The 25,327-nt window shown below is 41.9% G+C and carries 24 protein-coding genes; 18 read left to right on the forward strand and 6 right to left on the reverse strand.

The window, feature by feature from the left end; genetic code table 11:
• Positions 1 to 7: 7 nt before the first annotated feature.
• The 16 genes from CHA01nite_RS14535 (at position 8) to CHA01nite_RS14610 (ending at position 20,033) form a co-directional block, all read left to right on the forward strand.
• On the forward strand, positions 8 to 817 hold the full coding sequence (locus tag CHA01nite_RS14535; protein WP_146942608.1) for a UDP-2,3-diacylglucosamine diphosphatase: 810 nt from the start codon (positions 8 to 10) through the stop codon (positions 815 to 817).
• A gap of 147 nt (positions 818 to 964) precedes the next feature.
• Complete coding sequence (locus CHA01nite_RS14540; RefSeq protein WP_146942610.1) at positions 965 to 1,948, forward strand: LuxE/PaaK family acyltransferase; 984 nt, start codon at positions 965 to 967, stop codon at positions 1,946 to 1,948.
• 186 nt (positions 1,949 to 2,134) lie between these two features.
• Positions 2,135 to 2,680 carry a hypothetical protein gene (locus CHA01nite_RS14545; RefSeq protein ID WP_146942612.1) on the forward strand — a complete coding sequence of 182 codons (546 nt, stop codon included), beginning with the start codon at positions 2,135 to 2,137 and terminating at the stop codon, positions 2,678 to 2,680.
• A 231-nt stretch (positions 2,681 to 2,911) separates the two neighbouring features.
• Positions 2,912 to 3,532, forward strand: coding sequence for a DUF5715 family protein (locus CHA01nite_RS14550; RefSeq protein WP_146942614.1), 621 nt, complete (start codon positions 2,912 to 2,914; stop codon positions 3,530 to 3,532).
• Positions 3,533 to 3,611: 79 nt separating this feature from the next.
• A complete protein-coding gene (locus CHA01nite_RS14555; protein WP_146942616.1) occupies positions 3,612 to 4,343 on the forward strand; it encodes a hypothetical protein in 732 nt (243 codons plus the stop codon).
• Between the two features lie 75 nt (positions 4,344 to 4,418).
• On the forward strand, positions 4,419 to 4,973 hold the full coding sequence (locus CHA01nite_RS14560; RefSeq protein WP_146942618.1) for a hypothetical protein: 555 nt from the start codon (positions 4,419 to 4,421) through the stop codon (positions 4,971 to 4,973).
• A 38-nt stretch (positions 4,974 to 5,011) separates the two neighbouring features.
• Positions 5,012 to 5,755: a sensor histidine kinase gene (locus CHA01nite_RS14565; protein WP_228458423.1), complete on the forward strand. Its 744-nt coding sequence runs from the start codon at positions 5,012 to 5,014 to the stop codon at positions 5,753 to 5,755.
• Positions 5,721 to 6,398, forward strand: coding sequence for a response regulator transcription factor (locus tag CHA01nite_RS14570; protein WP_146942620.1), 678 nt, complete (start codon positions 5,721 to 5,723; stop codon positions 6,396 to 6,398). The genes CHA01nite_RS14565 and CHA01nite_RS14570 overlap by 35 nt, the downstream gene beginning before the upstream one ends.
• A gap of 136 nt (positions 6,399 to 6,534) precedes the next feature.
• Positions 6,535 to 7,884, forward strand: coding sequence for a T6SS phospholipase effector Tle1-like catalytic domain-containing protein (locus tag CHA01nite_RS14575; RefSeq protein ID WP_146942622.1), 1,350 nt, complete (start codon positions 6,535 to 6,537; stop codon positions 7,882 to 7,884).
• Positions 7,885 to 8,445: 561 nt separating this feature from the next.
• On the forward strand, positions 8,446 to 10,377 hold the full coding sequence (locus tag CHA01nite_RS14580; protein ID WP_146942624.1) for an ABC-F family ATP-binding cassette domain-containing protein: 1,932 nt from the start codon (positions 8,446 to 8,448) through the stop codon (positions 10,375 to 10,377).
• Positions 10,378 to 10,961: 584 nt separating this feature from the next.
• Positions 10,962 to 11,318 carry a hypothetical protein gene (locus CHA01nite_RS14585; RefSeq protein ID WP_146942626.1) on the forward strand — a complete coding sequence of 119 codons (357 nt, stop codon included), beginning with the start codon at positions 10,962 to 10,964 and terminating at the stop codon, positions 11,316 to 11,318.
• Positions 11,319 to 11,524: 206 nt separating this feature from the next.
• Complete coding sequence (locus CHA01nite_RS14590) at positions 11,525 to 13,909, forward strand: TonB-dependent receptor (protein ID WP_146942628.1); 2,385 nt, start codon at positions 11,525 to 11,527, stop codon at positions 13,907 to 13,909.
• Positions 13,910 to 13,956: 47 nt separating this feature from the next.
• Positions 13,957 to 14,544, forward strand: coding sequence for a hypothetical protein (locus tag CHA01nite_RS14595; protein WP_146942630.1), 588 nt, complete (start codon positions 13,957 to 13,959; stop codon positions 14,542 to 14,544).
• Between the two features lie 152 nt (positions 14,545 to 14,696).
• A complete protein-coding gene (locus CHA01nite_RS14600) occupies positions 14,697 to 16,031 on the forward strand; it encodes a trigger factor (protein ID WP_146942632.1) in 1,335 nt (444 codons plus the stop codon).
• A 113-nt stretch (positions 16,032 to 16,144) separates the two neighbouring features.
• On the forward strand, positions 16,145 to 16,840 hold the full coding sequence (locus tag CHA01nite_RS14605) for a hypothetical protein (RefSeq protein ID WP_146942634.1): 696 nt from the start codon (positions 16,145 to 16,147) through the stop codon (positions 16,838 to 16,840).
• A 331-nt stretch (positions 16,841 to 17,171) separates the two neighbouring features.
• The gene (locus CHA01nite_RS14610; protein ID WP_146942636.1) at positions 17,172 to 20,033 is read left to right on the forward strand and encodes a M16 family metallopeptidase; all 2,862 of its coding nucleotides are present in this window, start codon (positions 17,172 to 17,174) and stop codon (positions 20,031 to 20,033) included.
• A 299-nt stretch (positions 20,034 to 20,332) separates the two neighbouring features.
• Here CHA01nite_RS14610 and CHA01nite_RS14615 read toward each other — a convergent pair whose 3' ends face one another.
• Both CHA01nite_RS14615 and CHA01nite_RS14620 read right to left on the reverse strand, forming a co-directional pair.
• On the reverse strand, positions 20,333 to 20,917 hold the full coding sequence (locus CHA01nite_RS14615) for a DUF3109 family protein (RefSeq protein WP_146942638.1): 585 nt from the start codon (positions 20,915 to 20,917) through the stop codon (positions 20,333 to 20,335).
• Positions 20,918 to 20,922: 5 nt separating this feature from the next.
• The gene (locus CHA01nite_RS14620) at positions 20,923 to 21,828 is read right to left on the reverse strand and encodes a DUF6427 family protein (protein ID WP_146942640.1); all 906 of its coding nucleotides are present in this window, start codon (positions 21,826 to 21,828) and stop codon (positions 20,923 to 20,925) included.
• A gap of 42 nt (positions 21,829 to 21,870) precedes the next feature.
• Between CHA01nite_RS14620 and CHA01nite_RS14625 the strand changes: the two genes are divergently transcribed.
• A complete protein-coding gene (locus CHA01nite_RS14625) occupies positions 21,871 to 22,104 on the forward strand; it encodes a DUF6341 family protein (protein WP_146942642.1) in 234 nt (77 codons plus the stop codon).
• A gap of 69 nt (positions 22,105 to 22,173) precedes the next feature.
• On the opposite strand, the gene CHA01nite_RS14630 is transcribed toward CHA01nite_RS14625, so the two are convergent.
• From CHA01nite_RS14630 to CHA01nite_RS14645, 4 genes are all read right to left on the reverse strand, one after another.
• Complete coding sequence (locus tag CHA01nite_RS14630; protein ID WP_146942644.1) at positions 22,174 to 22,632, reverse strand: universal stress protein; 459 nt, start codon at positions 22,630 to 22,632, stop codon at positions 22,174 to 22,176.
• A gap of 59 nt (positions 22,633 to 22,691) precedes the next feature.
• The gene (locus CHA01nite_RS14635) at positions 22,692 to 23,297 is read right to left on the reverse strand and encodes a fumarylacetoacetate hydrolase family protein (RefSeq protein WP_146942646.1); all 606 of its coding nucleotides are present in this window, start codon (positions 23,295 to 23,297) and stop codon (positions 22,692 to 22,694) included.
• Between the two features lie 263 nt (positions 23,298 to 23,560).
• Positions 23,561 to 24,118 carry a hypothetical protein gene (locus CHA01nite_RS14640; protein ID WP_146942648.1) on the reverse strand — a complete coding sequence of 186 codons (558 nt, stop codon included), beginning with the start codon at positions 24,116 to 24,118 and terminating at the stop codon, positions 23,561 to 23,563.
• 17 nt (positions 24,119 to 24,135) lie between these two features.
• Entirely contained in the window at positions 24,136 to 24,534 is a 399-nt protein-coding gene (locus CHA01nite_RS14645) for a putative signal transducing protein (RefSeq protein WP_146942650.1), read from the reverse strand.
• 224 nt (positions 24,535 to 24,758) lie between these two features.
• On the opposite strand from CHA01nite_RS14645, the gene CHA01nite_RS14650 reads away from it, so the two are divergent.
• Positions 24,759 to 25,217: a hypothetical protein gene (locus CHA01nite_RS14650; RefSeq protein WP_146942652.1), complete on the forward strand. Its 459-nt coding sequence runs from the start codon at positions 24,759 to 24,761 to the stop codon at positions 25,215 to 25,217.
• Positions 25,218 to 25,327: the final 110 nt, after the last annotated feature.

Raw genomic sequence — 25,327 nt, forward strand, 5'->3', positions numbered from 1 at the left:
TCAGAAGGTGTTAAAGACGACCATCAATTTGGAACCCGGGAAAAAAGTATATTTCGCTTCAGATCAGCATTTCGGTGCACCCAATCCGAAGGAAAGCAAGGTGCGGGAAGAGCGTTTTATCCGCTGGATGGATGCCATCAAGCATGATGCGCAGGTTCTTTTTCTGATGGGAGATCTGTTTGATTTCTGGCACGAATGGAAACATGTAATCCCTAAAGGATATGTCCGGGTACTGGGGAAAATTGCCGAGCTGAAAGACCGGGGAGTCCACATTTATTTTTTTGTGGGCAACCATGACCTGTGGATGAAGGATTACCTGGAAGAGGAGATCGGATGTACGGTTTTTTATCAGAAACAGTACTTCAAAATGGGCGGCAGGCAGTTTTTGCTGGCCCATGGTGACGGATTGGGCCCCGGTGACAAAGGATATAAAAGGATGAAAAAAGTGTTCACCAATCCGGTAGCCCAGTGGTTTTTCAAATGGCTGCATCCCGATATTGCGATGAAAATTGCTTTATACATGTCCCAGAAAAACAAAATGATTTCCGGGGATGAAGACAAGGAATTTCTGGGGGAAGACAAAGAATTCCTGATCATCTATTCCCGGGAAAAACTTAAAACCCAGCCGATTGATTATTTCATTTACGGGCACCGCCATCTTCCGATGGTTCTGGACCTGGACGGGAAAGCGAAGTACATCAACCTGGGAGACTGGATTTCTTACTTTACCTACGGCGTTTTCGAACATGATTTCGAACTGAAGACGTTTGGTAAAGACATAAAAAAATTACCTCAAAAAGAGGTAATCTCCGAATGATAAGTCATTCTTGTTTTTAATCCATATTCCGCCTGGTACAATACAATAAGCCGACCAGAATCAAATTAAAATATTAAAAAAATATTAAAAACAGGAATCATTATTAATCCTCTTATAACGAGATCATAAAGTTGATCTGTTTCAGCAATGGAAAATATATTCAATATAAAGACAGAGCAGGAATTTTTAACGGCAGCCCTTGAGATTTTCCGTTATCAGTATGAAAATATCGAAATTTACAAACGCTTTGTAGATTATCTGAACCTGGATCCGGCTAAAGTAGACCGTCTGGAAAATATTCCGTTCCTGCCGATCGAGATGTTTAAAAACCATCAGGTTTTAGACCGCAACGCAGAGGCCGGCCTGTTTTTTCAGAGTTCGGGAACCACGCAGATGAATCTTTCCCGGCATTTCATTGCAGATGAAAATAAATATAAGGAAAGCATCTACCGGAGCTTTGCACAGTTTATCGGAAAGCCTGAAGATTTTATCTTCCTTGGCCTTTTGCCCAGCTATCTGGAAAAGCAGAATTCATCACTGATTTATATGGTGGATTTTCTCATGAATAAATCCGGACAGCCTGAAAACGGCTATTTTCTCTATAACCATGAAGATTTATTCAATCTCTTAAATACGCTGGGTGACCGGAAAGTCATTCTTTTCGGGGTTTCTTTTGCCTTGCTGGATTTTATCGATTATTGCGGATCCCGGAAGGATAAACACCTGAATGTTTCTGAAAACCTGGTCGTGATTGAAACCGGGGGAATGAAAGGGCGAAAAGAGGAAATGACCAAAGACGAGTTGCTGAAGATCATGCAGGAAGGTTTTAAAACGGAAAGGATTTATTCGGAATATTCAATGACCGAACTGCTTTCGCAGGCTTATTCCCTGGGGAAGAACGAATATGAGTGCCCGGGCTGGATGAAAATCATGATCCGTAATGCCGAAGATCCTTTTAATTATGAAAAGGATGGCCGGACCGGGGCCATCAACATTATCGATCTGGCAAACCTTCATTCCTGTGCATTTATCGCTACCCAGGATCTGGGAAAAATTACCGGAAATAGGTTTCAGGTACTGGGAAGGATCGACCATTCGGATATCCGCGGCTGCAGCCTGCTGGTGAGCTGATGCTGATGAGTTTGGTTATGGGGGCGTATTGAATTCAGCGAGCAGGTTGTTTGAGAGTGGGAGAGTGGATGGGTTTGCGTGCAAAAGCGTTTCAAAGTTAGAAAGTAAGAGGAGAGAAAAGCATAAAAGAAAATGACGGATTCTCCGTTAGAGGTATAATCAATTAAATTTTAATTAGAAAACAAAGTGTTAAAAATAGAAGAATTGGTGCATGCATTTATCCATTTTCATTGTAATTTTGAAAAGGACATGGTGCTTACCAATCATTTTCAGGCCGATTGGGAAGCCGATATTTTACTGATCGATGCGGAAGGGTATAGCCATGAAATCGAGATCAAGCTTTCAAAGAGCGATTTTAAAAATGATTTTAAAAAGTCATATACCAACTCGAATACCGGCGAAAAATTTCTGAAGCATGACAAGATTTCGTGTGGCGATTACATCTGCAATGCGTTCAGTTTCCTGTTGCCGATGGGCATGGTGGATCATGATCTTATCCCTGCACATTGCGGGATTATCGAGTTTTATCATAATGTAGACACCTGGGATACGGAATTTTACCGGATCCGCGAGCCGAAACGCGTGCATGAAGACTCCTATTGGAAGCTGAATGACAAAGATGTTTTCATCCGGAAAATGGCTCTGAGCCTGTTGCAGAAAAAACTGCAGATCAAAGGGAAGCACGAAGAGCTGATTTTCAGAAGTCCTTTTGATATCAAAAAAATGAGATAAAGTACAAAACGTAACAACAGATCCTGTCAACCGGCAGGATCTGTTGTTTTAAGACCTTTAATTTATTAAGAGTAAAGACCTGAAAGATTGTCTGTAAAACATATATAATAATAAATTTAATAAACCCTATTGATAAATTATTCAACTCATAATAACATAAAAATTTTATGGCAGCTGAATTGCATGGAATAAAATCATTATTTTTATTACGGATAATCTAAAGCATCTTTCATGAAAAAGTTTTTATGTGTGATTTTTGCGGCTTCGGTATATAGTTCTTCCTATTCGCAGGCTTCAAAAAATACATTACCCTGCTATGATCTTACCGAGGTCGTGAAAGTGCAGCCCACCATGCTTTACAAACCGCACCTGGATGCTTCGAAAAGCTTTGGCATCCCTTTGCTCCAGGATTCGAGGACGGTACAGAAATACATTACGAACGGAAAACTTCACAAAATAAAAAAGTCGGGAAAAGGATACCGTGTTCAGAAGCTTGATTACAGCAGGGCCTGGATGGTTTCAAAAGGCAAGATGATGCTGGAAAAAATTGCAACCCGATTCCATAAGGAAACCAAAGGCGGAACGTTTACGGTTTCTTCCCTCACCAGGACGCTGGAAGACCAGTGCCGGCTGAGAAGGGTGAATTCCAATGCCGCTATGGGAATCAGTTCTCATAATTACGGCAATTCCTTCGATATCTCCTATGTGCGTTTCAATGATGTCTTACGATCCGATCCCAAAATGGAGGCGGCACTGGAAAAAGTACTGCAGTATTATTACAATGCCGGAAAGATTTTTTACATCAAAGAGAGGCAGCAAAGCTGTTTCCACATTACGGTAAAGAACTATTAATAAATATTCAATTATTTGTGAGATGCTTGCACAGATAAATTAGTTTGTATAATTTTGACGCATTAAAACCGTGAAAAAAATGAATATATTAAGCCAAGAAGAGTGTCAGATTGCGATTGCGGAATGGGCAAACTGCTGTGCAGATTATGAGATGATCAAAAAAATGATCCCGACCAACTATGTTTTTATTTTTGATGCTTCGGAGATCGAATGGATGAAGCGCGAAAATAAAAACAGTGACTTCTGTACACAGATAGGGATTTTCCAGGGAACGCTGATTGCCATCCTTTATCCTATGGATGCAGAAGGGCGTCAGGTTCGTATCGATAATTATGCTTACAGTACGTTACAGGAACTGCAGCAGGATCTGAGACTGATGGAAACTGCGCAGTATACCCTTGTGAAAAATGCCGTTCTTTCCAAAGATCTCAGAACGATCGACGATAATTCCGACATGTCATTTCCCGTTTCAGGAAAACCGATGCTGCCTCAGGATAAAGCGCTTACAGCAATCGAATCTTGGAGGGATGAAGCCATGCTCTGGTTCTACAGGGAGTGCAGCGAGTTTAGCGGAAGCCGTATTTTCAGAAGATTCTATGTGCCTTCCCAGGACCTTATCCCTTCCAAGCCGGGCCTTACGCATATTGTCTGTTCGTTCGGACTGAAGTTCTCCGATATTTATCAGCGTATGTTGCCAACCCTTATTTTTATTTCCTTTTACAAGGATCTGGAAAATAACGGAAGCATTGAAAAAATTTCCAATACCTATGACTGGTCGCAGGCTTGTCCGCCGTCTTGTTATAGTATATAATTAATAAACCGATTCTATATTGTGGATATTTCCGAGATCATACTTTATGTTAATAACATTTTACTCGTAATTTGTTTGTTCGTTGGAATTATAAAATACAGGTCTTTTAAAAATGCAGAAAAATGGTATGTTTATTATATCATTTTTCTTTTTTTAATCGAGAGTGCCGTTAAAATAGCCATTCATGTATTTCATGCTAAAGAACTGAATCATATCTTTCCGTATTATGTTTCCGGTGAGCTTCTGCTGCTGGGCACGCTTTTTATCCGCAAACTGAACCTTTCGGCCTATCTTTATATTCCGCTGGCTGTAATGGCGGGCTTCTTTCTGCTGAATAACGATATCGTCGTGAATGAAACAAAAAAAGTAATTTCCAGCATCGTCATCATCTGTTTTGCAGGGTATGCACTGCTGATGGAAATCAACAACCCGAAGATCAACGCCCGCTTCATCATTGCCGACAGCCTTATTTTCCTTTACTATGCCATGTCGGTATTTATGTTTTTCGTGCTCCGGCAGCTGGCTGATTTTAAAATGGAGGAGGCCAATATGATATGGAATGTAAACAATCTCCTGTGCAGCCTTTTATATGTCTCACTTATTTATACTTTTTTAAAATTAAAGAAATAACGTTAAATACCACCTTCTTCATTGCATTGGTTGTTGTTATGGCAATCATCATGTCTTTTATTCTGCTGGCCTACCGGAGTTTTATCCGGAGAATCATCAAAGAAAAAAATGCACAATATGAAGCGGAAGTTCAGTATCAGAAAAAACTGGTTTTAGAAAACATCAGGGCCCAGGAAGAAGAGCGGAAGAGAATTGCCGTCATGATCCACGACGATATCGGAAACCGCCTGAATATCCTTTCGCTGTGGCTGAATAATCTTGATACGAAAGGGGACGAACTCATAAAAAAAAATATTAACACTCAGATGTCTTCGCTGATTGATTCGGCAAGAAGCATTTCCCACTCCTTATATCCGGTGAATCTGGAATCGGTAGGGCTGGTGCTGTATATTGAAGAACTGATTGCCAATCTGGCCGGAAGGATCAATATTTCACTGAATGTAAGCCCGAAATTTCAGAAGAAAGAAATTTTTGCCGAAGTTCAGCTATACAGGATCATCCAGGAGTTTACCACCAATGTGCTCAAGCATTCGGAAGCAACCCGGGTCTGGATCTATATTAAAGACCATAGCACGCATCTTGCCGTCGTTATTTCGGATAACGGGAAAAGTTTTGAATATGAAGAGGTGAAAAAAGGGATGGGCATCAAGAATATCGAGTCCCGGATAAAATCGATGAATGCGGCACACAAGTGGAAAAATGTGTTAGGACAGGGCAGCCGGTTAATTATTAAAATTCCATACAACAATGAATTCTCAGATCAAATTAGCATTAGTGGATGATGAACAGCTGATCCTTGAAGCGGTAAAAATGCTGTTGGCTTCAGAACAGGGCATCTCTGTGGTGGCCATGTCCAATAACGGACCGGATTTTTTGGAAACCCTGGAAAAGACTTCTCCTGAAGATTTTCCCGATATCGCTTTGGTAGATGTCCAGATGCTGCCGATGAACGGTTTTCAGCTGGTGGAAATACTGAAAGAGAAATATCCCCATCTTAAGATCATTATCCTTTCTTCGCATTACAAGACCACCATTTTAGGCTATATGGTGAAACTGGGCGTATCTGCTTTCCTGCCTAAAAACTCCAACAGAAATGCTTTTATCGAAGCCATTACGATGGTTTACAAAAACGGAATCTTCTTTACCCCGGAGGATCACCAGATGATCTTGTCCTACATGAACAGCCCCACAAAGAAAAGAACCCTTTTCGAAATGGACGATGAGCTTTCCGACCGGGAAAAAGAAGTCGTAAAACTGATCTGCCAGGAATGCACCAACAACGAAATTGCCGAAAAGCTATACATCAGCCCGAGAACGGTAGAGAGCCACCGGCAGAGGATCGTGGAGAAGATCGGGGCAAAAAATACAGTAGGCATTGTTATTTATGCCATCATCAACAACATTTACCCGCTGGAGAGAATATGATTCCGTAGAAATACGGAATTTTTTATTTGGTATTTTCTACGCTACCGTTCCGTTTTTTTTCATCGTTACTTTGAGGAATTCATAAAATGAAGCACTCCACTACCATTATGGAGAACAGATAAAACCACAAAGTGAAATGAATTATAACATCATCTCTGTCGGCGTTTTTTTCGACGGCACCGGCAACAACGGACCCAATACCGCTTCCCTTCGGAAGCCTGACAAAAATAATGAAAGCTACTACGGTGAATTTACCAATATCTATAAATTATTCAGTCTTTTCAACGGTGATGAAAAAATTTACATAGAAGGAATAGGAACCGCTACCGGATCCGGGGACAACGATTTCGCAATCGCTACCTGCAAAAACCCTTCTGGAACTTCCGGGTACTCTTCGGAAGATAAGCTGGAAAAAGCATTTTCTTTTGCCAGGAAGCTGCTTTCCGGTGAGCCGGCGGAATATCATTTCTACATATACGGATTCAGCCGCGGCGCAATGCTGGCCAGGCATTTCTGCTACGAGCTGCTGAGGGAATGTTCGGAATTCTCAGGCCATCATATAAAAGTGAAATTTCTTGGGGTTTTTGATACCGTGGAATCGGCAGCTTTCAGCAATTATGAGGTGACGGTACTGCAACAGACAGAAAGAGCATTGCATATCTGTGCGTTGCACGAATGCCGTTTCTTTTTTCCGCTTACCGGTCTGTCTGAAGATGCAAAGGAAAGAAGCGACTCCCGTTTTATAACGCAACATTCGGAATGGAAAGAGATTTTCGTTCCCGGAGCGCACGCCGATGTGGGAGGAGGGTACCTGGAAGGATCACAGTCGGTGTATGTTTCCCCCGCCTTTACGGAAAACCGGGAACTTTTTCATTATATGGAAAGCATCAGGGCTGCCATGGAGGATGAAAGGGGAAATAAAATATGGGATGATCTGCTTAGTGATTACGGATTGGACGACGATGGGATCTCGTTACAGGCTTATATCGCCAAAGAATGGGTGTATAACGAACTGCCCAAAGTATACGGACAGCTGATGATCGCTGAAACCAATACTAAAAACAAGGTTTTCCGTACCGATTTCAGCCAGTCGGATTTTGAGATCGACCCCTGCGAACATCCCTGCCTTATTGAGTTGTCTGAAGCCCTGCAAGACTATGTTCAAACCCTTTCGCCTGATGCGAAGCCGGTTTACCACTATTCCATGCTGTCGGATTACATCCATATTTCGGCCAATTTCGGGCTGTACCATGCAGCACTGTTACAGCATCCTAAAGGGACTGCTTATGCGGAGTTCATCAACAACGGACTGAATGTCCCTGGCCATTCCAATGATGATCATGATAAAAACGGAGCCCGGCTGCAATCGGAAATCCACCACATCGAAGATTCTTTTGTGGATTACGCATACGGAACCAACATTCCGAATAACGATCATTGGAGCCGTACAATTCTAATGAAAGAAAGTCTTTACAATAAATGTTAGTACTTTTTCAGTTTTAAATTTAGGTGTAGAGCTGCCGCTTTTGGCAGCTCTTTTTTATTGTGTCCGGATTCCTGAAAATAAGGTGAGCCAAAGCGGAAATCAGTTTGAACGGCTGGAAGGAGGAAGCTGGATGCCGGAAGTTATCTTGTCAATATTTGGATATTCAATTGATTGTATGTTGAATTTAAAAGGAAAGCTATTTAAATCCGGTCAGTACTGAATGGAATTTATTGCGATCGAAATTCCATTGGTTAAAGGCATTTTGTCCCGGCATTTGACAACGTTCGTTAAAAGCGTCTTTTATACAACCCTGATAATTTAGCCTTAATCTCAGCCTCCGTCTGCTCCGTAAAAATACGGAACGGGAAATTTGGTTATAAGTACGGTACCTGATCAGCTGTATTTTCCTGATTTTTGTCTCATTCAAACTTATAAGCGTATAAGTTTCCCCCCCGTAGAGCCGCTTTTGTAAGCGGCTCTTTTTCTTTATCCTGAATTGCTTTATTTTCCGTATTTTTGCACCCGGAAATTCATTATTCATATTAATCATTATTTTAAGACATGCTTTCGGTTCAAGGTTTAGGATTACATCACTCAGGAAACTATCTGTTTCAAAACGTCAATTTTACAATCAAAAAAGATGATAAAATTGGTTTGGTCGGTAAAAACGGAGCCGGAAAATCCACTTTGCTGAAGATGCTTTCCGGAGAAATCACGTTTTACGAAGGAAACGTTGTTCCCGAAGGAAGCATTACCATCGGCTTCCTGAAACAGGATCTCGATTTTGTGAAAGGAAGAACGGTATGGGATGAAACCATGCAGGCCTTTGAGCAGATCAATGCATGGAAGGAAGAACTGGAGGAAGTCAACCACCAGATGACGGTAAGAACCGACTATGAAAGCGATTCTTATACGGACCTGATCAATAAAATGACCGAACTTAATGATCTCCTGATGCATCATGATGCCTATAACCTGGAAGGGGATATCGAGAAAGTCCTGTTCGGATTAGGTTTTAAAGCCGATGATTTCCGGAAAATTACCGACGAATTTTCGGGAGGCTGGAGAATGAGGATCGAACTGGCGAAGCTGCTGCTTCAGAAAAACGACCTGATGCTTCTCGATGAGCCTACCAACCACCTGGATATGGAATCCATCATCTGGCTGGAAAACTTCCTGAAAGACTATCCGGGGGCAATTGTCCTAGTGAGTCACGATAAACAGTTCATGACTGCCGTCTGCAACCGTACTTTTGATGTGAACAACCGGAAAGTCGACGATTATAAAGCCAATTATTCCAAATACCTCGTTATGCGTGAGGACCGCCGCGAAAAACTGATCCAGGCTAAAAAGAACCAGGATGCGGAGATCAAGCAGATGGAGGATAACATCAACAAATTCCGTGCGAGTGCCACCAAAGCTTCTTTTGCCCAGTCATTGATCAAGAAACTGGATAAGATCGAGCGGATTGAAGTGGATAACGAAGACGTTTCCAAATTCAACATCCGTTTCGTACAGTCGGTGGTTCCGGGGAAGGTAATTTTTGAGGCGGAAAACCTTGGAAAAGCGTATGGTGAAAAACGGATCTTTGATGATGTGGATTTTATTGTTCAGCGGGGCGACCGGATTGCATTGCTGGGACAGAACGGGCAGGGAAAAACCACCCTGGCGAAAATCCTGGCCGGCGATATCAAAGACTATTCAGGGCACTGGAACCTGGGGCACAACGTCAACATCGGGTATTTTGCCCAGAACCAGGAAGAAGTTCTGACTCCGAATAAAACCGTTCAGGAAGAAGCGGAGGATGCCGCAACGGAAGAAACAAGACCAAGGGTCCGTGATCTTTTAGGATCTTTCCTGTTCCAGGGAGAAGCGGTGAATAAAAAGACGAAAGTACTTTCCGGAGGGGAGCGAAACCGTCTCGCCCTTTGTAAATTGCTGCTGCGTCCGTTCAATACCCTGATTATGGATGAGCCGACCAACCACCTGGATATCCAGTCCAAAGAAATCATCAAGCTCGCTTTACAGAAATTCGAAGGGACGCTGATCGTCATTTCGCACGACCGGGAATTCCTGCAGGGCCTTTGTGACAAAATCTACGAATTCCGTGACGGGAAGATGAAAGAATTCTTAGGCGATATCAACGAATATCTTGAATTCAGGCAAAAGGAATCGATCCGTGAAATTTCGGCTGAAAAGGCAAAACTTCACACCGAAGTTCCAAAGGCTGAAGTGAAAAAAGCGGAAGAAAAACCTGCTGTTAAGAGCGAACCGTCTGCAACGATCGTAAGTAAAGAACAGAAAAATATCCAGAATAAAATTAAAAAGGTAGAAGAAAAAATTTCCGAACTGGAAACAAAGGTAGAGGAATTTGAAGCTTCCTTTACCAAGGAAAATCCATCTGAAGAAACCCTGGAAACATATAATAAAACCAAAGAAGAACTGGAGCTGGCTCTTGAGGAATGGGAATATTTAGGATCTCAGCTGAACTGATTTCTTCAAACTTAGATATTCCATTTAATATTCTGATAAGGTATTAAGCTGGCTTGAAGAAATCAAAAGCGGCATCGGAATTTTTAACGCATTAGAAACATACGATGTAAGAAATGCTTTGAAAACATTTCAGAACACATGAGAAGAAACCTCAACGAGGTTCGCCGGTTCATTATCATAAATAAAGATACCTGAGACGAAATCTAGGATTTTTATTGAAATGACCTGATTATCCGAATGATTGTCATTGCTGAGAATCTAGCCTCAAATCTTTACTGATTGTCTCTGATACTATATTTAGATGAGGATTCAACGGCAGGAGAATCAAAGGATATTTCTGCTTCGTCAAATGCACCAAAGTATAAAAATCTTCGATTTTTATCTGATGTGTTCTAAAATATGCGCAAACCAATAAAAATCTCTCCGTGACGCATGTGTTATGACAAGGCTCAGCCATCTGCGAAAACCCGCGGGCGGCGTTTTCACCGGTTTAACGTCTTTGTAACAAAGCGGCTATCATTCAATTAAAACATTTAAGAAAACTTTAATCCTGATTTTTTAAAATATTTTTATAATTTTGAAGCATGATTTTTAAAGAAAGCAGAAATCTGAAAAATTTTATTTCCAAATTATTGTTTGGGATCTACTTTCTTGCGCTGTTTTCTCAAAACTTCCACAGCCACAGCTCGGAGGAAGTCTTTAAGAGTTTCAGCTTTAAAAAATCGGAAAATACATGGGCCAAAAACACGGCAAAAGAAAAGGCAGCCGACTGTCTGGCCTGTCATTTCTTGGCAACAGGACATACATTGGTTCCTGACGAATTCACTTTTTCTTTTGAAAATTTCACCCATGAGGTAAAACAGCGCATTGCGATTCAGGAAAAAGTATGGTCCCAGACCAAATTTACTTTTCAGCTCCGGGGCCCTCCCGCCATTTCATAGTCATAGATTCTTTGCAGCTTTAATTGGGTTTTAAAGTGCAGCTTTCGGGTTTGAGGTTCAAAGTGTAATGTTCAATCTTTTTTGACTTTATTATTTTGGAGATTCTTACATCTTAAGTCTTGCCTGACCGTATCCAATCAGCTGTTATTATTAAAATTTTTTCGAAAAAAAGTACTTGAACAAAGTACCCATCAATCTATTCAACAATGAAATTGATCTATAGCATGATGCTGATCCTTGGCGGATTCGCATTATCACACGCACAGCAGAACTATGCAGTGGAGGGGACGGTACAGGATTTCCATGATAAGACCCGGCTTGAAAATGCCGTCGTGAAAATCGGAAACTTCTCCGCCAGGACCGGTAAAAACGGGACGTTCTCATTCAGCAGCATTCCTGCAGGAAAATATACCCTTACCGCCACCCATCCGGATTGTAATGATTATACTGAAAATATAGCAGTTACCAAAGATGTACACCTGGCAATCACCCTGGAGCATCATATCCAGGATATCGAAACGGTAACGATTCATGGAAGCCATAAAAACAATGGGTCTCTGGTCGTTAAAACACTTGATAAATCCGACATTGAGAGAAATTCTACCGAAAATCTGGGAAATCTGCTGACAAAAATTTCAGGCGTCAGTGCATTAAAAACCGGAAACAATATTTCGAAACCCATTATCCACGGACTGTACGGAAGCAGGATCTCCATTTTAAATAACGGCGTCAGGCTGGCCGAACAGGAGTGGGGCGTAGAACATGCGCCGAATGTGGACGTTAATCATTTTCAGCACATCGATGTCATCAAGGGAGCTTCCGCGCTGAAATACGGCAGTGACGCCATCGGCGGGGTTGTCGTTCTGGAACCTGAGGTTTTTCCTAAGAAAGATACCATCAAAGGATCCGTAAATCTTTCGGGAATCTCCAATGGAAAAGGGCTTAGCCTGGATGCGGATGTTGCCAGAATCTGGAAAAACGGCTGGGCGGTAAAAACCGGAGGAAGCATCAAAAAACTGGGAGACCAGCATGCACCGGATTACAACCTGATGAATACGGGAATGGATTTTTCCTCATTCAATTTTACGGTTCAGAACAATACGTATGAAAGGGGAATTTCATTCGATTATTATTTAACCAATCAGAATATCGGGATTTACAGGGGATCGCATGTGGGAAATAATGAAGATTTCTACAATGCCACAACTTCAAAAATTCCGGTCTATACAGGAAATTTCAGTTATGATATCGATAATCCCAAGCAGGTGATCGAGCATCATATTGCTAAAGTTTCTGCTTTTAAAAGGTTTGAGAACATCGGGAAAGTTTCTGCTACGTACAGTTATCAGTTCAATCACCGTCAGGAATACGATATCCGGAGAGGCGATCTGAAAGACCTGCCTTCACTTGATCTGGAGCTGATGACCCATCAGTTCAATCTTAATGATCTGCTGGAAAGAGGGAAGTTTTCCCTGGAAACAGGGATTGATGCAAGCTTCCAGAACAATTATTCCGATCCGGCGACCAAGGCAAGACGGCTGATCCCGAACTATGATAAATATGCGGCGGGAATTTATTCAGTTTTTAAATATAAGATTTCGCATGATTTCAATGTGGAAGCCGGTGCGAGATATGATTTTACCCGCTATGACGTTACCAAATGGTATGATAAGAGCGACTGGGAGCAGCGGTATGCCGATGCCTATCCTCAGTTCTACGTAAAGACCGACCAGAACAGGATTCTGACGCGGCCTCAGCTGAACTACAGCAATTTTTCCTTCAATGCAGGGCTTGAATACCGGCCCGATGCCGGTTTCGACCTGAAGTTCAATTATGCCAGAACAGGAAGAACCCCGAATATCGCGGAACTGTTCTCCGACGGGTTGCACCATTCGGCTTCAGTGATTGAAATCGGTGATATGGGACTGAAAAATGAGCAGGGGCTTCAGTTTAACCTGACGGCTGACGCCCGGTTCAATGTTCTGAAAGGATTGAATGTTTCCGTAAACCCTTACCTTTTCATTACCAAAAATTTCATCAATGAAGTTCCAACGGGGGTACAGAATACGATCCGCGGGGTGTTCCCGGTATGGTCTTATCAGCAGATCGACGCTACGATGTACGGAGTGGATCTTGACGTTAACCTGAAGTTGACGAATGATCTTGCTTATATAGGAAGAGGAAGCTATGTATACGGACAGGACAATACCCACAACGTTCCGTTGATCTTAATGATGCCGCCAAATTTTTCCAATGCTTTACAGTTTAACAAAGAAAACTGGAACCATTTGTACGTTACCCTGGAAAACCAGACCTTTCTGAGACAGAACAGGTTTCCGGTGTACAATGCCACCGTTCCTGTTTACAATAACGGGGAAGAAGTGGAGAGAACCGTCGATCTGAGCACACCGCCCGACAGATATTCCCTGTGGAACATTCAGGCCGGCATCAGCATTACCAAAAACCTTTCTGCAGGACTTATCGTCAACAACGTATTCGATGTTTCCTACAGGAATTACCTGAACAGAATGCGCTTTTTTGCAGACGAAGCGGGAAGAAACTTTATCCTGAATTTCAGATACCGTTTCTAAAATTCAGCCATTACTTAAACAAAATACCAACTTTAAAATTTACAAAAATGAAATTATTCAATACCAAAAATATCATTAAGCTATTAGCCGTTTTATTCATCGCCATCACAGTAGTTTCGTGCCAGCGGGACGGATCTGCCGCTGAAGACGATTTGCCTCAGGAGGATCTTACCAATATCATCCTGAATGTAAAAGATGTGGCGGCCAACACAACAACAAGCTACAATTACAGCATGGGTGCGGGAGGAGCACAGGCTATCAAGCTGCAGGACGGTAAAACCTATCAGGTAACCGCACAGTTCAAAAACGGAAACGAGGATGCTACGCAGGAAATCAGAGATGCAAAAGACGAACATTTCCTGGTCTTTAATTTTACCAATTCGGATATTGCCCTTACCCGTACGGATGATGCAAATTCCACCAGAAAAGACGGAAAACGTGTAGGCCTGCAAACCGAATGGGTAGTCAACAAAGCGGTGAAAAACCCTTCGGCTACCAGCCAGTTAATTTTTACCCTGTATCATGAACCGGCAAGTGTAACCGAAGATTCTCAGATCAGCGGAAACGGTGTTGTTTTCGGAACCCAGGTAGGCGGGGAGACCGACGCGCAGGCCAATTATACCATTACGAATTAAAATAACCTTTTAATATCCTTAATCTTGTTAACAGAACCACCGGAATTTTCCGGTGGTTTCTTATTTAACAGTATTTGGCTTTTTAAGTTGATTTTAATTGATAGATTTTCATAAAATTTTCATATTTTTGCAACCTAAAATTTTAATCAATAATGAAGGTTACTGCAAAAAACCATGATGATGTAAGTGCATTGCTTACAGTAACATTGGAAAAATCTGACTATAAGGAAAAAGTTGAAAAACAATTGATTAATTATGCTAAAAATGCACAAGTTCCTGGATTCAGAAAAGGGAAAGTGCCTTTGAGTATGGTTAGAAAACAATATGAAGCAGGTATTGCTTTTGAAGAAATCAACAAGCAGGTTTCTGATGCTTTAAACAACTACGTCAACGAAAACAAACTGAGACTGGTTGGCCAGCCGGTACCACAGCCGGTAAATGAATTCGATTACAATGCGGATCAGCTGGAAGTGGCTTTCGAAATTGGATTTGAGCCGGAATTCACGATCGATCTGGCAAAATACGAAGCACCTCACTACAAAGTGGAGGCTTCTGAAAAAGAAATCAACAAGAGTATTGAGAACATGCAGAAGCGTTTCGCAGAGCAGGCTCCTCAGGACAAAATCAATAAAGACTCTTACATCGCGTTAGAAGTTTCCCAGGTTGTGGAAGAAGGCGCTGAGGGAGAGCACCACCACCAGCCGAAGACTGTGACCGTTACTGCTGAAAACAAAGAAGCTTTCAAATTGGTAAAGTCCCTGAAAATGGACGGTTCGGTAAAAGTTTCCAAAGAAGACCTTGCCGCAAACGAAGACCTTGCTAAAGAATTAGGTTTCTCTAAAGAAGAAGTTGAGCACCTTCACCACAATGAAGTGGAAGTAAAAGTGAAAGATTTCTACGGTCTTGACTTAGCTGAACTTAACCAGGAGTTATTCGATAAGGTATACGGAGAAGGAAACATCAAGTCTGAAGAAGAACTGAAGGAAAAAGTAAAATCCGAATTGGACGAATACTTCCAGCAGAATGCCGATGTTCATTTCGTGAACAAAGTGTTGGAGCAGGTTTCTGAAAAAGAAGAAGTAAAGCTTCCTGAAGAATTCCTGATCAAGTGGTTAATGTTCTCCAACCAGAACGTACAGTCTGCAGAACAGGCTAAAGAAATCCTTGAATCTGAGAAAAACCAGTTGAAATACCAGATCATCGAAGGTAAACTGATGACGGAGAATGAAATCCAGTTGGATTACGCGGATGTATTGGCTCAGGCTGAGCAATTGGTAAGAAACCAGTTGGCGATCTACGGAATCCACCACTTAGGGGATGAAGAGATCCAGAAATATGCTGTGGAGATGTTGAAAGATCAGGAGCAGGTAAGACAGATTTCATCCGAAGTAGCGATGACGAAACTGAAAGATGTGATCCTGGAAAAAGCGACGAAAAAAGAAACCGCTATTTCTCACGACGAGTTCCTTGAAGAGCTTAAAAAATAATTTATCTTACGATAAATACTTGGAAACCACCGTTGATACGGTGGTTTTTTTATTGGGCAACAGTCATTCATTATTCAACCAATATGCTTATATTTACTATCTAAACTTAATTTATGAAAAAGATCATCATTCCATTTTTCTGCGCTGTGCTTTGTTCCACCTCTATAGCGGCACAAACTACGACCGCTTCTACAGCAAGGGTGGAAGCCGTTAAATCTAAGCTGACCGCTAAAGAAGTTATCGATAACTATCTGAAAGCACTGGGTGGAAAAGATAAGCTGGAATCCGTCCGTACCGTAATTGTTGAAAATACGATTACCGGAGATGCCTTACCCGGTGAAATCGGAATGACGGCGAAAAAGATGGGCAATAAATTCAAATCCGAACAGTCTTTCATGGGCCAGGTGGCTTCATCACAGCTTTTTGACGGTGAAAAAGGCTACTTTCAGCAGATGGGCCAGAAAACCGAAATCCCGGCAGACAAGCTTGCAGAACTGAAAAAAGGAAGAGCCATTGATGCATTGGCTTACGATGCGGACAACTACTCCTCAGTAACCGTCGAGAAGCTTGACGGTAAAGATTATAACGTACTGAACTCGGATAAAGGTAAATTTTATTTTGATGCAACCACAGGGCTGTTGTATAAATCGCTGGCTAAAGAAGGAAATGCGATCATAAAGAGCTATATGACCGTGGACGGAATTAAATTCCCTCAGGAAATCCAGGCAGTAGGAAACGGTCAGAACCTCACGATTAAGACCACTAAGGTAACACTTAATTCAGGAGTCTCGGATGCTGATTTTAAATAAAAAATGATCATTCAACATAAAGAAACCGGGTTTATCCCGGTTTTTTTTATGCCCTATATATTTTTAACTTAATTTTAACTGACCATCTATATTTTCGTTTTATGAAATAATTTATTTTTGTTGCGTATTAAATCCATAAATAACACAAAATGAAACTTTTTTTACTCTACCCGGAAGAAATTTCCGCCTTCCATTTCTGAAATCTTTAATCCTTTGACAGATTTAACGATAATTTACGAAATCTTAACGTTAAATAACAGCACTTACATTTCCTTGCTTAGTGAATAATGTATACTTTTGACCCATAAAATTAATAATCAAAAAACAACCTATGAAAAAAATGTTTTCGTCGCTTGCAGTAGTCTTCCTGATGTCTGCAAATGTTTATGCACAGAATATTCCGATGGATGCCTCTGTAAAAACAGGTACCCTTCCCAACGGGATGAAGTACTACATCAAAAAGAACACGTTACCCGAAAAGAAAGTGGATTTCAGACTGGCCATCAATGCCGGATCCATTCTTGAGGATGAAAACCAGAGAGGACTTGCCCATTTCATGGAACACATGAACTTCAACGGAACCAAAAACTTCCCGGACAACAAATTGGTCGATTTCCTTCAGTCCATCGGGGTGAAATTTGGCCAGCACTTAAATGCCTATACCAGTTTCGATGAAACCGTTTACATGCTTCCCGTTCCGCTGGATAAACCCGGAAACCTGGATGCCGGACTTAAAGTGATGGAGGACTGGGCATTCAATGCCACCCTTTCCGATGAGCAGATCAACAAAGAAAGAGGGGTGGTCCTGGAAGAACTGAGACTTGGTTTGGGAGCCGACAAAAGAATGTCGGATAAATACCTTCCGAAGCTATTGTACAATTCCCAGTATGCCAACCGCCTTCCGATCGGTAAGAAAGAAGTACTTGAAAATTTCAAGCCGGAAGTCATCCGGCAGTTCCATAAAGACTGGTACAGACCCGATCTGATGGCCATCGTTGTGGTAGGAGACATCAATGTGGATGAAGTCGAAAAGAAAATCAAAGAGAATTTCAGCAAATATAAAAACCCGTCAAAACCGAAGGAGAGAAAAACTTTTGATCTCCCGAATCATAAGGAAACGCTCGTGGCTGTGGAAACGGATCCTGATGCAACCAACTCTATGGTACAGTTCATCATTAAAGATGCAGATGCGTATCAGCCTGACGTTACGGTAGAACAGTATAACCAAAGCCTGCTGGAACAGATTACCACCACTATGCTGAACAACAGGTTGGGTGAGCTTGTTAACTCTACCAATCCTCCGTTTACCTACGGTTCGGTGTACCATGGCGGAACGTATGCCCGGAGCAAAGAAGGATTCCAGGGATTTGCCATGGTAAAGGACGGAAACCAGCTGAATGCTCTGAAAGTTCTTCTGGAAGAAACGGAAAGGGCGAAAAGATTCGGATTTACCCAGACGGAACTGGACCGGGCCAAAGCACAGGTAATGTCCAATATCGAAAGAACCTACAACAACAGGGATAAAACCGAAAGTGATGCGTTGGTCGAAGAATATGTACGGAATTTCCTGGAGCAGGAACCAATGCCCGGAATTGCCTGGGAATATGAAGATACCAAAAAATTCCTGCCTACCATTACCCTGGCGCAAACCAATGAGATAATCAAAAAATTTGTAAAAGACGACAGCAGGGTAGTGGTGATTACCGGTCCGAAAAAAGACAACATCCAGATGCCGACGGAAGCAATGGTAATGAATACTTTTGAAACCGTAAAAATGGCCGACCTAAAACCGTATCAGGAAAAGGCAACCATCAAAAACCTGGTAAAACCTTTCAAATCCGAAGGAAAAATCGCCAAAACGGAAACGGATGCCCGGCTGGGGACCACAACCTGGACCTTAAGTAACGGGGCAAAAGTGACCTTTAAGAAAACGGATTTTAAAGATGATGAAATTGTTTTCACGGCCAGAAGTATGGGCGGAAGCTCCCTGATCAGTGATGATGATTTCAGAAAAACCCAGTTTGCATTCCCTGCCTTATCCGAAGCGGGAGTCAACGGGTTTTCAAAAGCCGACCTTACCAATTACCTGGCAGGAAAGCAGGCAAACGTGAATGCGATGGTAGGTCCTTATTATGAAGGAATTTCCGGAAGAACCAACCAAAAGGACCTGGGAACGGCGATGGAGCTGATGTATGCTTATTTCACGGGACTGAATTACAATCAGGATGCCTTTAATGCTTACAAGACGAAACAGTCTGCAATGCTGGATAACCTGCTTTCGAATCCGCAGTTCTATTTCTCCAATGAGCATGCAAAATTCATGAACCAGAAGAATCCGAGATTTATCGGGATCGTCCCGATGGAGAAAGAATGGGCCAATACGGATTACAAAAAAGCCTATGATATTTATAAAGAGAAATTTGCCAATGCCGGAAACTTCCATTTCTATTTCATCGGAAATGTGGATGAAGCCAAACTGAAAGATCAGGTCCTACAGTACATCGCCAGTCTGCCTTCTACCGGAAAAAATACCAGCTTCAGGGATACCGGCTACAGACAGATGACCGGAGACTACGTAAAAACCTATAAAAAAGGGAAAGACCCGAAAAGTATGGTCACCATTTCCTACACCGGCGAAGCGCCTTACAACGAAAAAGAAGCATTGGCTCTTGAAGCGTTGGGTGAAGTAGCGACCATTAAAGTGATTGAAAAACTGAGAGAAGACGAGAGCGGAATCTACGGCGGCGGTGCCAGAGGAGGAATGTATAAAGTACCGTTCAATAACTACAGCTTCAGCATCAACTTCCCTTGCGGACCTGAAAATGTGGATAAGCTGACGAAAAGTGCCATCACGGAACTTCAGAAGCTGATCGACAAAGGGCCGGACCAGAAAGACCTCGACAAGTACAAGGAAGGTGAAATGAACGATTACAGTACCCAGATCAAGGATAACATGTTCTGGATGAACAACCTGACCAAAAACCAGTTCGACGGTACCGACAAATACGAGATCCTGAACTATAAAGAAAAAGTGCAGGCACTGACGGTAAAAGACCTTCAGGATGTGGCGAAGAAATACCTGACCAAAGGCCGGATCGTAGCCACCCTGATGCCGGAAGACGGCTGGGAAAATCCCAAAAAGCAGGAAACCAAAGCCGAAACAGCGGTCATGAAAGCCGGAGCAGCGAATTAGTTTAATTAATTGATATTCGATATAAATTTCAAAAGAAACCGTCCCGTAAATTTACGGGACGGTTTTGTTTATAGATAAAAGCCCGGGAATACAAGAGCACAAAAAATATATGCCAATGCTGTCATGCAAAAGGTTCACGGGGTCACTCGCTTATAAAAGGATATATTCCGGGTTTAAATCGGGCTCAGCCTTTGTGATCGGTACTGAAAATCTACGTGACCCCAATAATATGCATGATAAGAAGTCAACAGAGTCTGCAAGACCCAACAGCTCTCCAACTCTTTAATCCTCAAACCCAATTATCCTCCATATTCCTTTTTCCATTCCTCAGCCACTTCGCTCAGCGTATCATAAAAATCCTCTCCGTACTTGCGGATCAAAGGGGTTTTCAGGAATTTATACACCGGAACCTGCAATTCTTTGCCTAAGGCACAGGCATCGCTGCATATTTTCCACACATCGTAATTCAATGCCTTGAAAGTGGAATATTCCGTAACGCGGATGGGGTAGAGGTGGCAGGAAATAGGCTTTTGCCAGTCTACCGCGCCGTCTTCATACGCTTTTTCAATCCCGCATTTCGTAATTCCGTTTGCGTCGAAAGTAACGTAGGCGCACTCCCGGTTCTCAACCATCGGCGTTACGTACATCCCGTCCATCGGGTCGGTGGTCCATGTTCCTATGGTTTCAATCGATTTGATGCCCTCCGGGGTAAGATAAGGTTTGACTTTATCAAAAATACCATCCAAAATTTCCAGTTCACTCTTATCCAAAGGAGCACCTACATCTCCTTCCACACAACACGCCCCCTTGCATTTTGAAAGGTTGCAAACAAACTCTTCAGAAAAAATATCCTCAGAGATCAATTTATCGTCTATCTGAATCATAATCTTTAAAATAAATTAAAATAAGTTCCGGCTTTAAATCCTATTAAGCTGAAAATAATCAGCCACAAACTCACCTCCTGCATCCAGTATTTCGGCAGGAACTTCAGCATCCGGCTGATGATGATCGTCGCCGGGAAAGCGAGGAGAAGCAAGTATTCATAGCTTTTATTCATATAAAGCACAATGGTAATGAGCTGCGCCACGGAAAAAACCAGCAAAAAAGTATATTTATACCGGCTGACCGGGCTTTTCTTGTTATAATTGCTGAAATGGTCGTAAATCGCGTAGATCAGCATCAGGATTACCGGGATCAGGGGCATCAGCTCCATATAATCTTCGGCCGGCCTGATCTTGCCGAAAGGAAAATAATCCATGTTCCAGCTGGTAAATCCGAAAAAGAACATCACTGAGCAATAGCTGAGTACAATCAGGACCGTGCCCAGCAAAAACCTGAAAATATTCAGTCCGATCCGCTCCGAAGTGGCAATCACGTGGATGATCACGAAAACCGCCATCGGCCAGGTTGTCGGCAGGAATATAAAATTCAGCGCGACAATGGAACCTACCAAAACATAGGACCGCCTCCGGATGTCCTCATTGGTGCTCGTCAGCAAAAGCAGGAGGAAAGAATTGGTAAGCAGCGAAACGGCAATCCCGATGTCTAGATGTCCCGGGTACAGCCCGAAAATAAAAAAAGTATATAGGCAAAGAGGCAGGTGGGTCTGGTAATTCAGCGCAATGCTGTGAAAACAGAAATAGCCCAGGGCGATTCCCAGAAAAGTTATTCCGGCAATAACCGCCTCATAAGTGTTGAAATTCAATAAATTAAAAGTGATTACGATTAAAAGAAGAAACCCGATGTACACAGGAATTGAAAAAATATTGCTTTCTTTTGAAAGTAATTTAAACATTTTTTATAAATTTGTACAAAGTTAATTTAAAAAAGGAAAATAATGACGTCTTTCTTTCTATTCTTAAGCAAAGTTTTCAAATGGTCTTTTGGTTTCTTTGAGACTTTCGGTAACGTTCTGAACTGGGTTCTGTTTATCGTCTGCTGTGTAATGTTCACCTACTGGTGCTATGTATTGGTATCCACTCTGGGGAACAATAAAGATAAAGACTACTATTCTCCAACAGAGGGTAAGCATCCTTACTACGATCCTACCATCTATAAAAATGAAGGTTAATTAATTGGTTATATAGTAAAAAGCCGATCGGATGTATGTCTGATCGGCTTTTTTATTAACGGTTAAAATTTAATTTTCGGCTTTCTCGCTTTTCTCGTGAATCGGCAGTACCAGTACCGGAATATCCGAGTCCTTGGTAATGCCTTTGGTTAAGCTTCCCACGAAAACATCATAGATCCCGCTTCGGCCGTGTGATCCCATCACAATGAAATCTGCATTTTTATCTTTAGCATGCTGCAGGATAATGTCTTTGGCAAGACCCTGCTTCAGGATATGTTCGCAGTCCACGCCGTCAGCCAGAATCCGCTGCTGCAGTTTGTTCAGTTCCACCAGCTCACCGCGGATTTCGTTTTCCTCAACTTCCGGAAAATACTGGAAGCCCATATCGCCGATGGCAAAACCAATGTCGGAAGGTGCCACATGGATGAGATAAATCCTGCCGCTGACCTGTTTTGCAAATCGTACAGCGCCTTCTAAAAGCTGATCGGTCTTTTCCCCAAAATCTACGGGTAATACGATATTTACCATGATTTCTAATTTTGTCTATTAAAGATAGGAAAATTATGCCAAACAATCCATAAAAAGGCTTACAAAATGCGGATGTCCAGGACTTTTTCCGTCTCCAGATACGCTTCCAGGATATCGTTTTCCTCTACTTTTCCCACTCCTTTCGGGGTACCGGTAAAGATCAGGTCTCCAACCCGCAGTGTAAAATACTGGGAAACAAATGCAATAATATCTTCGATGGTGAATATCATATCTTTTGTATTGCCGTCCTGTACTTTTTCTTTGTTTTTCAGCAGTGAAAATTCTAAAGACTCCAGGTTGAAATTTTCCTTTTTAAAGAAGCTGCCTATCACGGCCGATCCGTCAAACCCTTTGGCCAGTTCCCACGGCAGTCCTTTCGATTTCAGGTCGCTCTGAAGGTCTCTCGCAGTAAAATCGATTCCCAGACCGATTTCTTCATAATGCTTGTGGGCGGCTTCTTTTTGGATGTATTTTCCGCCTTTTGAAATTTTTACCACCACTTCAAGCTCGTAATGAACGTCATCCGAAAATTCAGGGATATAGAAATCATTCCCTTTCAGTACGGCTGTATCCGGCTTCATAAAGATAACCGGTCTTTCCGGGATTTCGTTGCCCAGTTCTTTTGCGTGCTCGCTGTAGTTTCTTCCGATGCAGATGATCTTCATAATTTATTTTTTATACTATTTAATGTGATTGTATTGAATTTGTTTTCAAAAACTTCCAGCTACCGGCCTCTCTTCCGGCGGCCAGGTTTGTGCTTCCGGCTGATCCTGCTTTTAACACAACTTCCGGTTTCCTGCCTGAATTTTTTCAGGAGCTGTTTCCTGCTTTCCGCTGTATCTTTTGCTCCGCTGCGCTTCACAAAAGGATGCCGCTGCAATCAGGGCTAGGAGAGGTGTATATCAACATGAATCCGGCTGATCACCCTTTATCTTACGATTCCGCTGAAATACCCTTTCCCTCTTTCAAAATATTTGTCAGGGCCATATCTTTTCTGAACCTCAAATTCCGTATATCCGAAAATGGGATCTCCTTTTCTATAGGAAGCCTTATCGAGAATCACCTTGCTGCTCAGGATTTTGTAATAATCTTCATGAAGAAAATCAAAAGGTCTTGGGCTGTCCGTATAGTGGTAAGGTGAAATGCGGTACCTGTTTTTAATGATTTTCACCACGTAACCGCCGCCGCTGTAGCCGTCTCCCGTAGAAAACCGGATCTGCAGGAAAACCGGAAAATCCTGAATTTCATAGCGGTAAGCTTCGGCAGATGAACCGTCGGTTTTTATCCGGAAATTGTTGGTTTTTATTGATTCACTTTCCCTGCCGTCAAAAGACTCCTGCTTCTGATGGGTGAAATCCTTAAATAGAGGTTTTGCACTGAGTGCAGAATCGATCTCCACCCTTTTCCATACCAGAAAGTAGTTGCCGATGGCCAATAAAAAGCAGCCTGAAATGATAATCAATACATACCTTGCTGCTTTTTTCATCCTGCCCATGATATGGTTTAGTGCATGAACTCATTTCCGCAGTAATAACACACAAACTTATGGCTCGTCAGGATCGAAATCCCGAAAAAGCTCGTTGCGCTGTCGTCCCGGTAAATGTGGTTGGAGCCGCATTTCGGACATACAAAGTCAAACGGCGCATTCTCAAGGGTGTATTCCACTTCAAGACTAAACTCTTCATTTTCTTTATAGTCCAGCAAAGCCTGTTGCGCTTTCTCAAGGTCTTCCTCAAAAACCTGCAGCTGGATGCCGCCCACCGCCTGCGACAGCAGCCAATCCGACTGGATCAGCTGTTCGTTGGCAATAAAACTGTTGATGCCGCTCTCCGCCAGAATCTGTTTATCACGATTCGCCTGCAGTGCCGTTTCGTAGAATTTGAATTTTACAAGCTCGCTCATCTTAAAAATTGCTGGATTATTTTTAAAGTCAATTTTTTTTTATGCAAAAATTTTTTTACTACTTTTTTTGCTAAAATACTAAAATCAAATGATGTGTAAAAATATAGTTAAAGTATATATGGTATATCAAAAATTATTTACATATTTGTGAATACACAAACATTGTTAATAGCTAGGACAAAATTTATTCTTTTAAAATAAATTTAAACCCAAATTATAACAACATGAAAAAAAGCATCTCGACAGCTGCAATCTTCCTTTTCTTTGGAAGCAGCTTATACGCCCAGAGCGTAATTTTCGGATATGACGAGGCCGGAAACCAAATATTCCGGGGAATATGCGACGGCTGCAAAAACTCTGATTCTAATCTATTTTCTAGAAAGCAGTCACAGGAATCTCAGCCAAAAACAATTGCGGAGAAAGTTGAAAAGAGCATACGTGCTGCTCCTGTTCCTGTAAAAACAGATCTTACTGTATTGTGGGATGAAGAAGTGAAGGATTATATTACCAGAATAGAGCTTCTGCCTTACAATAGTTTTAAGATTTTGAGTTTTGCAGATGTAAGTACATTAAATAAAACCTCCTATGTCTTCCATATGGAAAATTATCCTTATGGGGTATATTACCTGAAGTTCTATCTTTCAGACGGTAGTATTTATACCAGAACAGTAACCAAAAACTAAAACTAAAAACACATTATGAAAAATTTTATTAAACTATTGATATGCTTATTTGCATTCAGCAGCCTGTATAGTCAGGACAGTTTTCACGATACACAGGGAAAGATAGAAGT

The organism is Chryseobacterium hagamense (assembly GCF_007991455.1).
In the GTDB taxonomy this organism is placed as follows: domain Bacteria; phylum Bacteroidota; class Bacteroidia; order Flavobacteriales; family Weeksellaceae; genus Chryseobacterium; species Chryseobacterium hagamense.

Bases quoted from the DNA above. Each gene is read 5' to 3' on its own strand.
- CHA01nite_RS14580 (WP_146942624.1), top strand. From the start codon at position 8,446: ATGCTTTCGGTTCAAGGTTTAGGATTACATCACTCAGGAAACTATCTG.
- CHA01nite_RS14630 (WP_146942644.1), bottom strand. From the start codon at position 22,632: ATGGTAAATATCGTATTACCCGTAGATTTTGGGGAAAAGACCGATCAG.
- CHA01nite_RS14640 (WP_146942648.1), bottom strand. From the start codon at position 24,118: ATGAAAAAAGCAGCAAGGTATGTATTGATTATCATTTCAGGCTGCTTT.
- CHA01nite_RS14610 (WP_146942636.1), top strand. From the start codon at position 17,172: ATGAAAAAAATGTTTTCGTCGCTTGCAGTAGTCTTCCTGATGTCTGCA.
- CHA01nite_RS14575 (WP_146942622.1), top strand. From the start codon at position 6,535: ATGAATTATAACATCATCTCTGTCGGCGTTTTTTTCGACGGCACCGGC.
- CHA01nite_RS14555 (WP_146942616.1), top strand. From the start codon at position 3,612: ATGAATATATTAAGCCAAGAAGAGTGTCAGATTGCGATTGCGGAATGG.
- CHA01nite_RS14565 (WP_228458423.1), top strand. From the start codon at position 5,012: ATGGCAATCATCATGTCTTTTATTCTGCTGGCCTACCGGAGTTTTATC.
- CHA01nite_RS14650 (WP_146942652.1), top strand. From the start codon at position 24,759: ATGAAAAAAAGCATCTCGACAGCTGCAATCTTCCTTTTCTTTGGAAGC.
- CHA01nite_RS14585 (WP_146942626.1), top strand. From the start codon at position 10,962: ATGATTTTTAAAGAAAGCAGAAATCTGAAAAATTTTATTTCCAAATTA.
- CHA01nite_RS14605 (WP_146942634.1), top strand. From the start codon at position 16,145: ATGAAAAAGATCATCATTCCATTTTTCTGCGCTGTGCTTTGTTCCACC.
- CHA01nite_RS14590 (WP_146942628.1), top strand. From the start codon at position 11,525: ATGAAATTGATCTATAGCATGATGCTGATCCTTGGCGGATTCGCATTA.
- CHA01nite_RS14635 (WP_146942646.1), bottom strand. From the start codon at position 23,297: ATGAAGATCATCTGCATCGGAAGAAACTACAGCGAGCACGCAAAAGAA.
- CHA01nite_RS14595 (WP_146942630.1), top strand. From the start codon at position 13,957: ATGAAATTATTCAATACCAAAAATATCATTAAGCTATTAGCCGTTTTA.
- CHA01nite_RS14620 (WP_146942640.1), bottom strand. From the start codon at position 21,828: ATGTTTAAATTACTTTCAAAAGAAAGCAATATTTTTTCAATTCCTGTG.
- CHA01nite_RS14615 (WP_146942638.1), bottom strand. From the start codon at position 20,917: ATGATTCAGATAGACGATAAATTGATCTCTGAGGATATTTTTTCTGAA.
- CHA01nite_RS14570 (WP_146942620.1), top strand. From the start codon at position 5,721: ATGAATTCTCAGATCAAATTAGCATTAGTGGATGATGAACAGCTGATC.
- CHA01nite_RS14600 (WP_146942632.1), top strand. From the start codon at position 14,697: ATGAAGGTTACTGCAAAAAACCATGATGATGTAAGTGCATTGCTTACA.
- CHA01nite_RS14645 (WP_146942650.1), bottom strand. From the start codon at position 24,534: ATGAGCGAGCTTGTAAAATTCAAATTCTACGAAACGGCACTGCAGGCG.
- CHA01nite_RS14625 (WP_146942642.1), top strand. From the start codon at position 21,871: ATGACGTCTTTCTTTCTATTCTTAAGCAAAGTTTTCAAATGGTCTTTT.
- CHA01nite_RS14550 (WP_146942614.1), top strand. From the start codon at position 2,912: ATGAAAAAGTTTTTATGTGTGATTTTTGCGGCTTCGGTATATAGTTCT.
- CHA01nite_RS14540 (WP_146942610.1), top strand. From the start codon at position 965: ATGGAAAATATATTCAATATAAAGACAGAGCAGGAATTTTTAACGGCA.